This window comes from Bhargavaea cecembensis DSE10, from assembly GCF_000348905.1.
Taxonomy (GTDB): domain Bacteria; phylum Bacillota; class Bacilli; order Bacillales_A; family Planococcaceae; genus Bhargavaea; species Bhargavaea cecembensis.
This window is the reverse complement of sequence record NZ_AOFT01000004.1, coordinates 126901-141112: the sequence shown is the minus strand read 5'-3', so window position 1 is coordinate 141112 and position 14212 is coordinate 126901. Positions and strand designations below refer to the sequence as shown.

Below are 14212 nucleotides of genomic sequence, written 5' to 3'. Positions count from 1 at the left end.
ATTGGTCTTCTTTCGCTGATTCACCCCTTATTTTGGTAGATTTTTGTCCGACATGAATCGACAAATAAATTTAATATATACAAATTTCCGAAAATGATTATACTGTTAATAACGCACGGGGGGATATAGGGGGTACGGATATGATAGAAACCGGTACAGTACAACCGCATGCTGAGAAAAAGTTGTCCACCACATCTGCCACGTTTGGAATGCTCCGCAAAGAGCTGATCGAAAACCTGGGCGTGAAGCGCGCAAAGGCCTTTCTGCTCCGGTACGGTTGGAACACTGGAGCGGAAAATGCGAGGGAAGTACTGAAGAATCCCGGTCCGATCAAGGAGATGCTGGAGAAAGCGGGGGATCTGCATCTCCAGTCGGGCCAGATCCGGAAGTTGGTTTCGGAGCGGTCGGTCAAATTGGATCCCGAGGGGAACATCGAGGAAATCTACGCCGTCGGGAAATGGGAGGGCTCCTTCGAAGTGGACGAGCACCTCAAGCATCACGGCAGGTCGCCGCAGCCTGTCTGCCATACGCTGGTCGGATTCAGCAGCGGCTATGTGTCGACAATACTTGGCCGCCCGGTTTACCTGAAAGAAGTCACGTGCCGCGGCATGGGGGATGCCGAATGCACATTTGAAATGAAGATGGAGGAAGACTGGAAAGAACACGAGATGCTCGAAGAGATCGCGATGTACAAGGAAAGCCGGATGATCGACGAGCTGAACTATACGTACGAGCAGCTGCTTGAACAGAAAAACTACATCGAGCGGGTCTCCAGCTTCCACGATAACCTGACGATTAAGGTGGCCGACGGGGCAACGCTCGATGTGATTCTGCAGACAATCTACGAGGCACTGGAGGTTCCGGTCACCCTCGAAGACCTCAACTTTTACGGAACGAAGGTTGTCGGGTTAGGCAAGGACGAGCATCAGCTTTACCAGGAGGATTTCAGGAAGGCTGTCCTGCAGACAAAAAGCGGGAAAAAGCGGTATGCCTCTTTTACGAAGACCTTCTCGGTCAAGGGGAAGCACCACCGGCGGCTTGCCGCACCAATCATCGTCCAGGGCCAGGTAATCGGCTATGTCTCGTTCATCTTCCCGGACGAGGAGGCGGACGTCAGCACGGAGCGGATGTTTATCCAGCGGGCAGCCGGAGCGATCGCCCTCTGCTTCCTGAATGAGAAAAGTTCGTTCGAAGCGCTGGAGAACATGAAGGGCTACTTTTTCCAGCAATTGTTGCTGAAGCAGTACGATTCGCCGTCGGATGTCATCTACCGCGGCTATTACATGGGCGTGGATCTGAATGAGCCGTTTCATATTGCCACACTAAAGTGTACGTCGGACAGCCAGGACACGGAAGGCATCGAATTCCTCGACAATGTCACACAGGCGGTCGCGAGGTTCCTTGAGATGCAGAACTACCGCATCCTGACGACGGTCCATGAAGGGGACATCCTGCTGTTGCTGCCTAAAACTGAGGAGATGAAAGACAAGCTGAAGCACATCCTCAAGCATCTGCGGCTGCACCATCAGTTCGTGGATTTCAGATTCGGCCTGAGCAGTGAAAACACGGATGTCAGCACAATGGAGGAAAGTGTGGAAGAATCGCAGATCGCCCTCCGGATCGGGGACGGGCCGATTGCGGCATTTGAGGAAACAAGCATCGTCGGTTCCCTGATCAACTCGAAAAACATGTCGGCCATCCGCCGGCTGGCCAAAAAAGAGCTGAAGCCGATCTTTGAGCTGAAAGAACAAAAGCGGGACGAACTTTTGAAAACGCTTTATATTTTCCTGGTGAACGGCGGCAACCTCCAGCAATCGACCGCGGACCTCTCACTTTCCATGAGCGGGCTCATGTACCGCATCTCCAGACTGGAAGAACTGCTGGACAAAGACCTCCGCAACCCGATCAGCGCCTACGAACTCCTGCTCATGCTTGATTCGCTGAAGATACTGGGAGACATTAAATTTGAATAAGGCAATTACCTTGAAGCGCGTGCAAGCACGTGCTTTTTTTATTGTTTTGATGTGTGTGTTGGAGTCGGGAGATGATATTCATTTCAGGTAATCATCTGTTTTGGCGGGTACGGGGCCCCGCCACAGTTCTTGTGTGTGGGGAGAAATCACCCTTATCCGCAGAAACCATCTAAAAAGAGTTGACCGCATCGGTTCCAAACTGAGGAATCTGATAAAAAATTACGGAAAAGCGCTTACATTCAGATGCTTTTTCGTCTTATTTTCCGACTGAATCTTCTTTACATTTGATATAACGCCACACATTAAAAAGGAGTGTTCCCTATGACATCCACGGTTGAATATAAGGACGTCGTCGAATCCGCGAAAGCGATGATTCCGCGTCTTCGTGAACGCGCGAAAGAGACGGAGGAAATCCGCAAGATCCCGGAAAGCACGATGAAGGAATTGAAAGAAGCGGGTCTGTTCAAGATGCTTCGCCCGAAGCAGTACGGCGGACTCGAAACGAATATGCGCACGTACAGCGAAGCCGTCGTCGAAATCTCGAAAGGCTGCGCATCCACCGGCTGGATCGTGGCACTGTGCGCGATCCGCGAGCTCATGGTGGCGGAATCGTTCACGGAGGAAGCACACGATGAAATCTTCGGCGAAGATCCTGAAAGCGTTCTCTTCGCGGGCGTTTACGAACCTCGTTCCTGCACGGCGAAAAAAGTGGACGGCGGCTACCTGATCGAGGAAGGCCATTGGATGTTCTGCTCGGGTTCCCAGCATGCGACATGGGGGTACTTCGGGACGATCATCCGGGACGACGAGGGCAATGTCACGGACCAGCTCCTCATGACGCTTCCGTTCAGCGAAATGGAAATCCTGGATGACTGGGACGTCATGGGCCTGAAGGGAACCGGCTCCAACAGCGTCAAGATGCACAATGTCTTCGTGCCGGACCGCCGATGCGTATCGTTCTCGAAAGCGCTCGACGGGGACTTTAATTCGGCCCACCTGCGCCATATCCCGCTCTATAATTCTGCGCTGTTCCCTGGACTGATCCTGTCGCTCGGGCTTCCGGGTCTCGGCCTACTTAAATACGCACTGGAATTCTTCCAGCAGAGCCTGCCGATGCGCCGCGCGGCTCATATGGGTGTCGAGTTCATCAAGGATGCGGCCAGCACACACGCGCTGATCGCGGATGCGGCGATGAAGATCGAATCCGCAGAGTACTTCTTCTTCAAGGTCGCGGACGACATCGACCGTTGGGCCGAATCCGGACAGTACATGGAGCGTGAAGCGCGGGTCAAGGCGCTTGCCGACATCGGACACGCGAACAAGATGCTGAAGGAAGCACTCGATGACCTGATGGCAGGAAGCGGCTCCGGATTCGCCTATAACGGCCATCCGATGCAGCGGATCATCCGCGACTTCCTCGTGCTCCATTCGCACCGCTCGCTGTCGCCGATCATTACGAAGGAAAACTACGGCCGTGTCCTTGTCGGGCTCGAGTCGAATGCGATCCGTTACTGAAACCAGATAAAAAGGTGGGGGAGAAATGGAAAAACCGGAAATCGCAAAATTGGGCTATGTGGCCCTCGTCAGTTCGGATTTGCAGAAGTCCCTGACATTCTTCAGGGATGTGATCGGGCTTGAGGAGACAGCGGAAATTGACGGCGTCCACTACCTGCGCGCATGGGGGGACTTCCAGCACCATACGCTGTCGGTCGAGCAGGGGGAATCCGGCTATGTGAAGCATATCGGCTGGCGCACGAAAAAGCGGGAAGATGTCGAGGGCTTCAGGGCACTGCTTGAAGAGCAGGGCGTCGATGTACGTACGGTCCCCGCGTGGGAAACGCCGGGCATCGGGGAAGCGGTCCGCTTTTCCCTTCCGTCCGGCCACACGTTCGAGCTTTACTACGACATCGAAAAGCCGGAAGTGGAAGAGCACCGTCGCTCGGTCCTGAAAAACCAGACCTATAAGGCATGGGCCAAAGGGATTTCGCCGCGCCGGTTTGACCATGTCAACCTGCATACGTCCCAACAGGCGCCGGAAACGTTCGAATTCCTGCAGAATGTGCTCGGATTCAAGATGCGGGAGCTGCTTGAGAACGACAACCAGGATATCCTGGCGGGCTGGATGAGCGTGACACAGCTCGTTCATGACGTCGCCTTTGTGGTGCGGCCGGAGACGGATACGCCTGCACGGGTGCATCACATCTCCTACTGGTCCGATGACTCGCAGGATATCCTGCGTGCGGCGGACATCCTGAAGGAACACGGATTTGACTTTGTGGGGCCTGGAAAGCACTCGATCTCCCAGGCAATGTATATCTACGTCACAGACCCCGGCAGCGGTTGCCGGGTGGAACTGTTCACCGGCGGCTACCTGATCTTCGAGCCGGACTGGGAGCCGGTCAGATGGCATGAGAGCGAGCGCGCCTTTGGAAACACCTATTGGGGCGACAGCATCAACGCAAAAGAATTGGTTAAAACGACGATCGAAGCACGCTGAATACTGAAAGGGGATGCAAAGTCATGACAGTAAAAGCGACTCAGGAAACAAAAGCGCAAGTGACAAGCAGTGTGGTGAAGACGGAGAATTTCGAGACGTACGTGAACCGCTCCGGCGAAGGAAATGAGGAAACCATCCTGTTCCTTCACGGATCGGGCCCTGGGGTTACGGCCATCGCCAACTGGAAGCCTGCGCTTGAAGAGGCGGGCAAGAGCTTCCACTGCCTGGCACCTGATCTGTACGGCTTCAGCAACAGCAGCCACCCGGAAGAGCCTCTGAAAAACCGGCAGGCCTGGATGGACGAGTGGGTCAGACAGGCGATCGAGCTGATCGACCATTACAAGCTCGACAAGGTCAACCTTGTCGGGAACTCGCTCGGCTGCTCCGTTGCGCTCGAGCTTCTCATCGAGCATCCGGACCGGATCGGCAAAGTCGTGCTCATGGGGCCCGGCGGAACGCCGAATACGAAAATGAGCTTTGAACTGGCCCGTGCGAAAAGCTTCTACGACAACCCATCGAAGAAAAAGCTCCAGCAGATCATGAGCTGGTTCGTGTATGACGCCGAAAAGATGTGGCCGGTGATCGAAGCGGTGACGGATGACCGTTTTGAAAACGCGATGCGCCCTGAAGTCAAGCGCTCCAACAACTCGATCTTCGCCACGGCAGCCGTTCCGGTTCCGACAGTCGCACTGAACCGCATCAAGCATCCGGTGCTCCTCGTCCACGGCCTGAACGACAAAGTGTGCTCGGTCGAGTCCAGCTATTACCTCGCCGAACACCTGGGCAATCCGCAGCTCCATATTTTCGGCCAATGCGGCCACTGGACGCAACTCGAGAAGAAAGACGAGTTCAACTTCCTCATCCAGGAATTCTTCAGGGACCGTCTGTAACCGGAAGGGGTGGCAGTGTGCAGGAACAACAGCTGAATTTCGATTATGAGACGGACGTTGTCGTCATCGGAGCGGGAAATGCCGCGATGTGCGCGGCGATTTCCGCACGTGAGCAGGGGGCCGGCGTGATCGTGCTCGAGAAGTCTCCGGAGAAGGAAAAGGGCGGCAACACGACCTATACGCACGGATCGATCCGCTTTGCCTACAACGGGGCGGATGAGATCCGTGAACTGGTGCCGGACCTTGATGACGCCGAGATGGCGATGACCGACTTCGGGTCCTATACGGAAGAGCAGTTCTATGACGACATGTGCAGGATGACGGACTACAAGACCGACCCGGTGCTGGCCTCCATCCTCACAGACGAAAGCTTTGAAACGATGAAATGGATGACCCGCCATAACGTGAAGTGGATCCCGATTTACGGGCGGCAGGCCTTCAAAGTCGACGGCGTGTTCAAGTTCTGGGGCGGCATGGTGCTGGAGTCAGTCGGCGGGGGCCATGGACTGGTTGAAGCCCTTCACGAGGAGGCTTCTTCCCAAGGGGTTCAGATCCTCTACAAGACGATGGCCGTCAGCCTGCTCCGGAATGATGACGGGGTGTACGGCGTCGTGATACGTGAGAACGGCAAGACAAAGCGGATTGCAGCGAGTTCCGTGATCATCGCGTCAGGCGGGTTCCATGCCAACACCGAGATGCGGTCCAAGTACCTCGGCACCCAGTGGGATGCCGTCCACGTCCGGGGTTCCCGGTACAACACCGGTGACGGCATCAGGATGGCGCTGGATATCGGGGCACTGCCGGAAGGCAACTGGACATTGTCGCACGCCGTCATGGGCGACCGGTATCTCCCGGACTTCGAAGAGGGCTTCCAGAGGCTCAGCTATCCGTTCGGGATCCTCGTGAATGCCAACGGCGAGCGTTTCCTCGATGAGGGTGCGGATTTCCGGAACTACACCTACGCCAAATACGGCCGTGAACTGCTGAAGCAGCCGGACGGCTACGGCTACCAGGTGTTCGATGCCCAGACATCCGCCCAGCTCCGTGAGGAATACAAGGGCCGGAAAGTCACGAAGGTGAAGGCGGATACGCTCGAGGAACTGGCAGACAAGATGGATGTCGACAGGGAACGCTTCCTGGCAGAAGTCAAACGCTTTAATGAATCGGTCGACCGCACGGTGCCGTTTAACCCGAACGTCAAAGACGGCCGCCGTACAATCGGGCTGGACGTCCCGAAAACGAACTGGGCGACTCCGATTGAGGAGGGGCCGTTTGAAGCATATGCCGTCACGTGCGGCATCACGTTCACGTTCGGCGGGCTGAAGATCAATGAGGAAGCGGAAGTCCAGGATACGATGTACGAATCCATTCCGGGACTGTACGCCGCAGGAGAAGCGGCCGGCGGCCTGTTTTACTCGAACTATCCGGGCGGAGCGGGACTCATGGCGGGCTCGGTGTTCGGGAAGATTGCCGGAGCCAATGCGGCGGAACACGCAAACCAACGGGCGGGGGCAAAGGCTGCCATCACCTGACCCGGAACCAAACGGTAAAGAGGGATGCTGTATGGCCAGAAACGTATTGATCATCGGAGAGGTCCGGGACGGTACCATCACGCGTGAGACCCTGGAGGCGACAGCTGCGGCGGGGCAAATCGCAGGCGGTGGTGCAGTGTCCGGAATGCTGATTGGTGAATTTGCGCATTGTACGGCGGAAGATTGGATGCTGTATGGGGTGGATCCAATCGTCACCCTGGATAACGGGACGGAAAATCCGGACAGATTCATCGGTGCGGTACTGCCGGTGGTGATGCGCGAAAACCCTGACCTTGTCATTGCCGGCCATGCCGCACTCGGAGAAGAGCTGCCCGTCCGGCTGGCTGAAATCCTTGATTTGCCTCTTGTCGCAGAAGTCATCGGTTTGACCCGGTATCAGGGCAGCCTCATTCTCCATCAGGAGGAGAACTGGCACACTTTATATGGCGAAGAGGAAGAAAAACTGATCGCTACCATCCGGCCCGGCCGGTTCCGGGTTCCCGTTCAGGACCGTAGCGACCCGGGCCTGATCAAACCGGCGGGCGCAAAAGACATGAAGATCCATCAGCCCGTCTGAGACGGGCGAAAGGAATAGGAGTCAGTCCGATGGTGGACAGGGAGATATGCTCCCAGACACCACCGGACTGACTCTGTTTATACAGGAGTGAATCAAAGATAACTCATCCCAAAAGCGAGGTGGATTTATGACGACAAACAGTTTGCCGATGCAAGAGGAGAAAATGGATAAACCGAAATATAAGGCGTTTTTCGGGGCCTATATCGGATGGATCTTCGACTACTACGAGATTTTCCTGCTTAGCTTCCTTGTCATCCCGATGGCTGCTGCCTTATCCCTCACCACCGTACAGGTCGCTTCCGTGTTTTCAGTCCAGCTGGCCTTTCTTGCGGTCGGCGGAGTCGTATTCGGTTACTTGGGCGACAAAGTCGGCAGGAAGAAGATCTTGATCGCCACACTGGTGATCTTTACACTCGCAACGCTGATGCGGGGCTTTACCTTCAATTATGAATGGCTGATTCTTTGGACCGCCATTGCAGGTTTTGGCCTTGGTGGAGAATACGGGGCCGCACAGGCATTGGTCAGCGAGACGGTGCCTTCCAGACAACGGGGCTTTTGGAGCAGTATGCTGTACAGCGGCGCTTATATCGGTATTTTCCTTGGAGCCACGGTGGGCGGGTTCATCCTGCCGATCATCGGCTGGCGCTGGACATTCATCCTGTCTGCTTTGCCGATCTTATTTGCTTTATATCTGCGGAAAGACGTTGAAGAATCCGTGGTGTGGGAAAAAGAGGTCAAGGAAAACGCAGATATCGTCAAAGTAAAATGGACCCAAAAATACGGGCTGAAGCGGTTCTGGAAGCCGTTCACCATCGCGCTCATCGCAGCGGTCCTGCAATACTTCGCTTACTACGGAATCACGAACTTCCTGCCGACTTATCTGGTTCAGTATGAAGGGTTCGAGATGGGCGCCACGGGGTGGTGGCTGTTCTTTACAGCATTTGGCGGGCTGGTCGGTTCAGTGGTTGCCGGCTACACGACCGACAAATGGGGGAGAAGAATCACCCTATCCTACTTGGGAGTCGTTGCAGCCCTCGGAGGACTTGCCCTTTACTTCACTTGGACCAGCCTGATTCACTCCCTTTGGATTCTCGTTCCGATCTTCTTCCTGTATTTCGGATCAAACGGGGCTTCCGTCTTCGGATCGCTGTTCAGTGAAATATTCCCGACTGATGTACGGGTGACCGGCATTTCCTGGGCCCTCCAGATCGGGCGGGGCCTCTCAGCCATCCCGCCTCTGATCACGGCTGCCGTGTTCCCGGTCTACGGGTACCAGCCGATCATCCTTGGCGGTGTGGTGCTGTTTATGGCATTGGCGCTATGGGCCTGGGTGTTCCCTGAGACAAAGAATATCCGATTGGATGAAGTGGACGAACCGGGGGCTGGTGCAGTTCTTGAAAAACCGCAAAGTGTCCCGTCGAATTTAACATAATGAGTCAATGGTACAATCTGTAAAAGTAGAATCGCGACCACAATCTGAAGTCTCGCGAGGACATTGTGCAATCTCAGACAGGCAATGTGTAATCTCACAGCCCCAATATGTAATTTCAGAAAAACTTCCGAACCAAACTGACTGAAACGTAAAGGAGGACGCCACTCGGGCGTCCTCCTTCATTTAATTCTTCTGAAACTCCAGCAGCCCAAGCGAGATCTCCGGAATCAGGTACAAAATCAGCACGTCGACCACCAAAATGAAGATAAACGGCAGCAGCGGCTTGATCAGCTTGTCATGCTCGATATTCGCCACTTTCGCGGCGACGAACATGCTGAGGCCGACAGGCGGGGTGAGCAGTCCGATGGCCAGGTTGATGACCATGATGACCCCGAAGTGGATTGGGTCCATTCCGATTGCCACGACAACGGGCAGCAGGATAGGGGTCAGAATAATGATGGCCGATATTTCGTCCATGAACATGCCGACGACCAATAGGAGCGCCACAATCAGCAGCACCACTATGATCGGTGCGATGTCGGCGTTCGTGATCAGACCGCCAATCTGCTGCGGAATCTGCTCGATGGTCAGATAAAAACCGAAAAACGATGCAGTGGCGATGATGAACGACAGTGCGGAAACAACAGTGACTGTCTCCAGCAGGATTTTTTTCAGCACGTTCCATGTGATCTGCCGGTAGACGAGTGCGCCGACGAGCAGTCCGTAGACGACGGCGATGACTGATGCTTCTGTAGGCGTGAAGTAACCGCCGTAGATGCCGCCCAGAATGATAATCGGCATAAGGATAGCCAGTACTGACTGGGCGAACGCTGTAAAGACTTCTTTTATACTGGCACGCTGCTTAATCTCAATTTTTGCACGGACCGAATAGATATATGTCCAGATCATCAGGGTAAGTCCGACAAGAATGCCGGGAACGATTCCCGCAATAAACAAGTCGCCGACGGAGACGCCTGCACTGACCGCGAACATGACCATCGGGACGCTCGGCGGGATCATGACGCCTGTCGTTCCGCCCGCGGCCTGCACCGAGGCAGAGAATCCCCTGTCGTAGCCGGCCTTCACCATCGCGGGGACAAGCAGTCCTCCCACAGCTGCAGTTGTTGCGACCGCCGATCCGGATAGGGCTGCGAAAAACATGCAGGCGACGACCGAAACATGTCCGAGACCGCCCCGGAAATGGCCGACCAGGCTGTTGGCGAAGCTGACGATCTTTTCCGAGATGCCGCCGTGCTCCATAATCTTACCCGCCAAAATGAAGAACGGTGCTGCCAAAAGCGGGAAGGAATCGAGTGTCGTGAACATCCGGTGGGGCAGTGTGCTCAGGTCGAGCGTGCCCGTCATCAGCACAATCAATGTCGTGGACAGTCCAAGCGCGATGGCGATCGGAACGTTCAGGAAGAACAGGACGGAAAGGACGATGAGCAGCAGGACGGTCATTCCATCACCTCCGCAGCCTTAACCGGTTCCTTCTTGAAAAAGTAAAGATCAAACAGATTGAGGGCCTGCAGAACGGCGCTGATCGGCAGTGCCGCATAGACGAAGGACATCGGCAGCTCCAGTGCAGTCGATCTGATTCCCGCGGAGCTGTTGACCAGATCCATCCCTTTAGAGAAGAGGATCCAGAGAAACGCGAGGCAGAGCAAGAATACGACTGTCCTGATGACCCGATCTGCCATACCGGCCAGCCGCTTTGCAATGACATCGATACTCATATGGGCCGCATACTGATACGTGAAGCCCGCCGCAAGGAAAGCGGTCCAGACCATCAGATATCTGGCGGCTTCCTCCACCCAGGGGAAGGAATTTCCGAGCAGTTCTCTTGAAATGATCTGCATAAAGATAACGATGACCATGAGGGATAGAAACCCCATGGTCAGATATTCCGTGATTTTATTGAGGACCCGGATGACTTTGGAAAACATTTGATCTCCTCCTTAACCGAACGCCTTTCAGGCTTTATTGAGCGTTCCGGATCCGTTCCACGATATCGCCGAATTCGGATTCATGCTTTTCGTAGACAGGCTCCACGGCTTTTTTGAAGGAGTCGATATCGATATCTTCTTTCTCGATGATCTTGACGCCGTTGTCTTCCATAAGCTGATCGGCAGAAGCTTCATATTCCGGGTAAATCGTTTCATGATAGTGAGCAGTCCCGTCGGCTACTGCCTGATCCAGCTTTTCTTTCATGTCTTCAGGCAGACTGTCGTATTTCGACTGGTTCATGACAATGACACCCGCACGGTAGCTCAGATTGACTTTGGAAAAGTGTTTCGTGACTTCATAGAGCTTGCCGCCCGTCATTGTGACATTGAGCGCATCTGTTCCATTGACGACTCCCTGCTGGATGGACGTGTAAAGCTCAGGATAAGGGATCGGGACTGCATCGGAACCAAGGGCCTTGAACGTGTCGATGAAAATCTCGTTCTCGAGCGTACGCATCTTCAGGCCATCCATGTCGGCGACCGAGGTGACATCCACTTTGTTGTTGGCGATATTCGCGACGCCGTAGTCGAAGAATGTGAGAATCTTGAGGCCCTGTTCGCTTGCCTGCGCCTTGAACTCATCACCTACTTCGCTGCTCAGGACGGTTTGAGCGTGCTCGAGGTCATCAAACAGGAAGGGCAGGTCCAGTACGGCCAGGTCACTGACGAAGTTGGACAATGCGCCGGAGGTGACAAGTGCAATGTCGATTGTACCCGCACGGACCTGTTCAACCATTTCTACTTCGCCTCCAAGCTGGCTGCCGGGGAATACATTGATGGCCAGCGCACCATCGGTCTGTTCTTTCGCATCCGCGGCGATCTTGTCTGCAAACAGGCCTCCAGGATCAGTGGCCGGCGCTGCATGGCCAAAACGGAGTTCTGCAGATTCTCCCGAGGCTTTTGCCTCCCCATCTGCAATCTCATCCTGGCCGCACGCCGAAAGCGTCAGCAACATCAAACATCCAACAATCGAAAGCCATTTCGTTTTCAATTAAACATCCCCTCCCGGTTGAAGCGCTTACAAAAAACGCTGCAACGAATCTAATCACATCGTACAGGGGGAAACAAAAGGAATCTACGGCAATAGATTTCCTAAAACATTGTATTTCTGATAAAAATTAGCGGATTCCAGTTTGAATTCTATTGATTAGTATTCATATAAAACGGCTGAGAAGCGATTTGCCGGTCCTGCATGGTCTGGAACTTACGCCATTGGAGGCCATTCAGCATTTTGGAGGGTTTTATGCAGTCCAATATAACTTTAAGTCTTCAAGGCATTGGCTAACCGAAGCCCTGTTTGATGGTGCAGTTTTTCATAGAAACAGGTCCGCTTTTGCGAGACAGGAGGCATGTTGTCGATTCAGCGCTGTTCGTGTAGAAATGATACGAAATGTTCGGTCTTTGGTTCTATATTTTCAGGGGTAACCGGATGCTATGATAGAAAAACATTAGGAGTTTCCTCATAGGGATGAGGAAATGGACAAGGGATTGTGTGAACAGGTCGGAAGGGGTCGCAAGTTGGAACCGCTGATAGGCAGTTGCCATCGGAGATGGGGCCAATTCGACAGGGCATAAACGTTTTTGCTGACGAGGTCACCGGTCGTAAAATGATGATCATGGGAATGGAGAGGAGTCAACCGGTAATGAATGTGGAATCGGCTCGTCGGAAACAGGCGTTGCGGTTATTTGGGGAAGAGGGGCAAAATCCGGCGGGTGTGGAGGATGCATTGGTCTCCCCGCTCAAAATGAACTTTGTCAATCAGGCAGTGCATCTGTATTCGGGCGAGTTTACATTGGAAGACGGTGTGGAGATCTTCCGGCTGAACGGCCAGGTTACGCTTAAATGGTACCCGGAATTGAAGATTGAATGGGTGGGTACCATCACCGGGCTCGGCATACCGGCGGAGAAGGCCGAGAATCTTCTGCAGGAATCCGTTTTCCGCACCTATAACATGATGACACCGGCCGGATTCCGGGGAGAGGCGTTCATCAATCGGTTTAACATGGAAAGAGCCGAATTGGCAGGCTCCGTCAGGGGGGCGTTCAGCCAGCCGTTGCGTCCGGCTGATCGGGTCCATTTCTCGGTCGTGAATTTCTACGGGACAGCAGGCGAGCCGATCCGTCACCTGAATCTGATCTACAGGGGGAGAATGCGGGTCCGCCACGGTGCATACCGGCTCACATTCGATCAGGTCCATAACTACGACGAGACGTATCGGAGCCTGGATGAACTGGGGGGCTACGGGGTGACGCATGCCGGTCTGATCGAACGGACCGACAGGCAGCCGGCCGATCCGCAGACGATCAATGAACTGATCGATGCCCTGAATTGGGTGCTGTCCTTTAATGCGGGCCGGTCCGTCGGCATCTGCAGCATCCAGGGCAGTGATTCAAAAGGCGGCGTGTTCAAGCAGTACCGGGTACCGGCAATCGACAGCTGGAGAAACCAGGCCAACTGGTGTCCCGGCGTGGAAAATGATCCAGAGGATAAACTCGGCCGCCTCGTGGAAAGCGTGATGGAGAAATTCACGATTCCGCATTGGCAGCAGACGCTTCCGCGACTGCTGCACTGGTATCTCAGTTCGAAATCGTCGGGCTTCACGGAGAACCGTCTGGTCTCTGTCCACGCCGCATTGGTGAAGCTGGCATGGAAAGTGCTCGTCGAGGAAGAAAAGGTCCTATCCGCCCAGGAGTTCGAAAGATTCCCTGTGGATATGCAGATTCGCAGGCTTCTCCAGTTTTGCGCCATCCCGGTATCCATCCCCCGGCACACCATACGGACCGGCGGCTATGCGGACGGCCCGCAGCTGATTGCCGCCTATTACAAGGAAACGATCCATGCCAACCGGCGCAATCTCCAGTCTCTCGGAGACCGGGACAAGGAAGCCATCCTCCAGCTTGGCATTCAGTACCTCGAGCTCGCACTTCTCCACTTGCTGGGCTACACCGGCCAGTACAACAACCTGCTGGCCGGCGGGGAGCGCCCGGGCAGGCTGGAACAGGTTCCGTGGATGAAGAGGCCAGAGCGTCTTAAAGGGGAAAGCTGAGCTAGGAGCCACCATCCATTTAATGCATCCAGAACCGCCTGTTCTCCAGGCGGCTTTTTCACGTTCAGCGACAATATTTAGCAATAATCAACTTTAATTGTCAAAATAGATAGACTTTTATCAACGGGTATATCTATAATGAAGTCAGAAAGGGAATCATCACTCATTTATTCCAATGATTTGGATTTTAGTGGGTCATTTGCTTCCTTGTCAGTCCGGTTCCTTTTTCTTAGTCGAGGGGTGTGAGGTGAGGGGGAT

11 protein-coding genes are annotated in these 14212 nt (G+C 54.3%); 8 read left to right on the top strand and 3 right to left on the bottom strand.

Features of this window, described 5'->3' with window-relative positions; genetic code table 11:
- Nucleotides 1–140: 140 nt before the first annotated feature.
- The 7 genes from C772_RS05440 to C772_RS05410 all read left to right on the top strand — a co-directional run bounded on the left by C772_RS05440 (nucleotide 141) and on the right by C772_RS05410 (nucleotide 8901).
- Entirely contained in the window at nucleotides 141–1973 is a 1833-nt protein-coding gene (locus C772_RS05440) for a V4R domain-containing protein (RefSeq protein ID WP_008298061.1), read from the top strand.
- A 321-nt stretch (nucleotides 1974–2294) separates the two neighbouring features.
- Entirely contained in the window at nucleotides 2295–3488 is a 1194-nt protein-coding gene (locus tag C772_RS05435) for an acyl-CoA dehydrogenase family protein (protein ID WP_008298059.1), read from the top strand.
- 25 nt (nucleotides 3489–3513) lie between these two features.
- Nucleotides 3514–4470, top strand: coding sequence for a VOC family protein (locus C772_RS05430; RefSeq protein ID WP_008298058.1), 957 nt, complete (start codon nucleotides 3514–3516; stop codon nucleotides 4468–4470).
- Between the two features lie 23 nt (nucleotides 4471–4493).
- On the top strand, nucleotides 4494–5360 hold the full coding sequence (locus C772_RS05425) for an alpha/beta fold hydrolase (protein ID WP_008298056.1): 867 nt from the start codon (nucleotides 4494–4496) through the stop codon (nucleotides 5358–5360).
- A 17-nt stretch (nucleotides 5361–5377) separates the two neighbouring features.
- Nucleotides 5378–6892: an FAD-dependent tricarballylate dehydrogenase TcuA gene (gene tcuA, locus C772_RS05420; RefSeq protein ID WP_008298055.1), complete on the top strand. Its 1515-nt coding sequence runs from the start codon at nucleotides 5378–5380 to the stop codon at nucleotides 6890–6892.
- A gap of 31 nt (nucleotides 6893–6923) precedes the next feature.
- Nucleotides 6924–7469 (top strand): adenine nucleotide alpha hydrolase family protein, encoded by a 546-nt coding sequence (locus tag C772_RS05415; RefSeq protein ID WP_008298054.1) that lies wholly within the window; start codon nucleotides 6924–6926, stop codon nucleotides 7467–7469.
- Between the two features lie 163 nt (nucleotides 7470–7632).
- The gene (locus tag C772_RS05410) at nucleotides 7633–8901 is read left to right on the top strand and encodes an MFS transporter (RefSeq protein WP_035001544.1); all 1269 of its coding nucleotides are present in this window, start codon (nucleotides 7633–7635) and stop codon (nucleotides 8899–8901) included.
- A 183-nt stretch (nucleotides 8902–9084) separates the two neighbouring features.
- Here C772_RS05410 and C772_RS05405 read toward each other — a convergent pair whose 3' ends face one another.
- The 3 genes from C772_RS05405 to C772_RS05395 are packed head-to-tail and all read right to left on the bottom strand — an operon-like array spanning nucleotide 9085 to nucleotide 11898.
- The gene (locus C772_RS05405) at nucleotides 9085–10362 is read right to left on the bottom strand and encodes a TRAP transporter large permease (RefSeq protein ID WP_008298052.1); all 1278 of its coding nucleotides are present in this window, start codon (nucleotides 10360–10362) and stop codon (nucleotides 9085–9087) included.
- On the bottom strand, nucleotides 10359–10847 hold the full coding sequence (locus C772_RS05400; RefSeq protein ID WP_008298051.1) for a TRAP transporter small permease: 489 nt from the start codon (nucleotides 10845–10847) through the stop codon (nucleotides 10359–10361). The genes C772_RS05405 and C772_RS05400 overlap by 4 nt, the downstream gene beginning before the upstream one ends.
- 34 nt (nucleotides 10848–10881) lie before the next feature.
- On the bottom strand, nucleotides 10882–11898 hold the full coding sequence (locus tag C772_RS05395) for a TRAP transporter substrate-binding protein (protein WP_008298050.1): 1017 nt from the start codon (nucleotides 11896–11898) through the stop codon (nucleotides 10882–10884).
- A 652-nt stretch (nucleotides 11899–12550) separates the two neighbouring features.
- Between C772_RS05395 and C772_RS05390 the strand changes: the two genes are divergently transcribed.
- Nucleotides 12551–13954, top strand: a complete 1404-nt coding sequence (locus tag C772_RS05390) for a hypothetical protein (RefSeq protein WP_008298049.1) — start codon at nucleotides 12551–12553, stop codon at nucleotides 13952–13954.
- Nucleotides 13955–14212 lie beyond the last annotated feature (258 nt).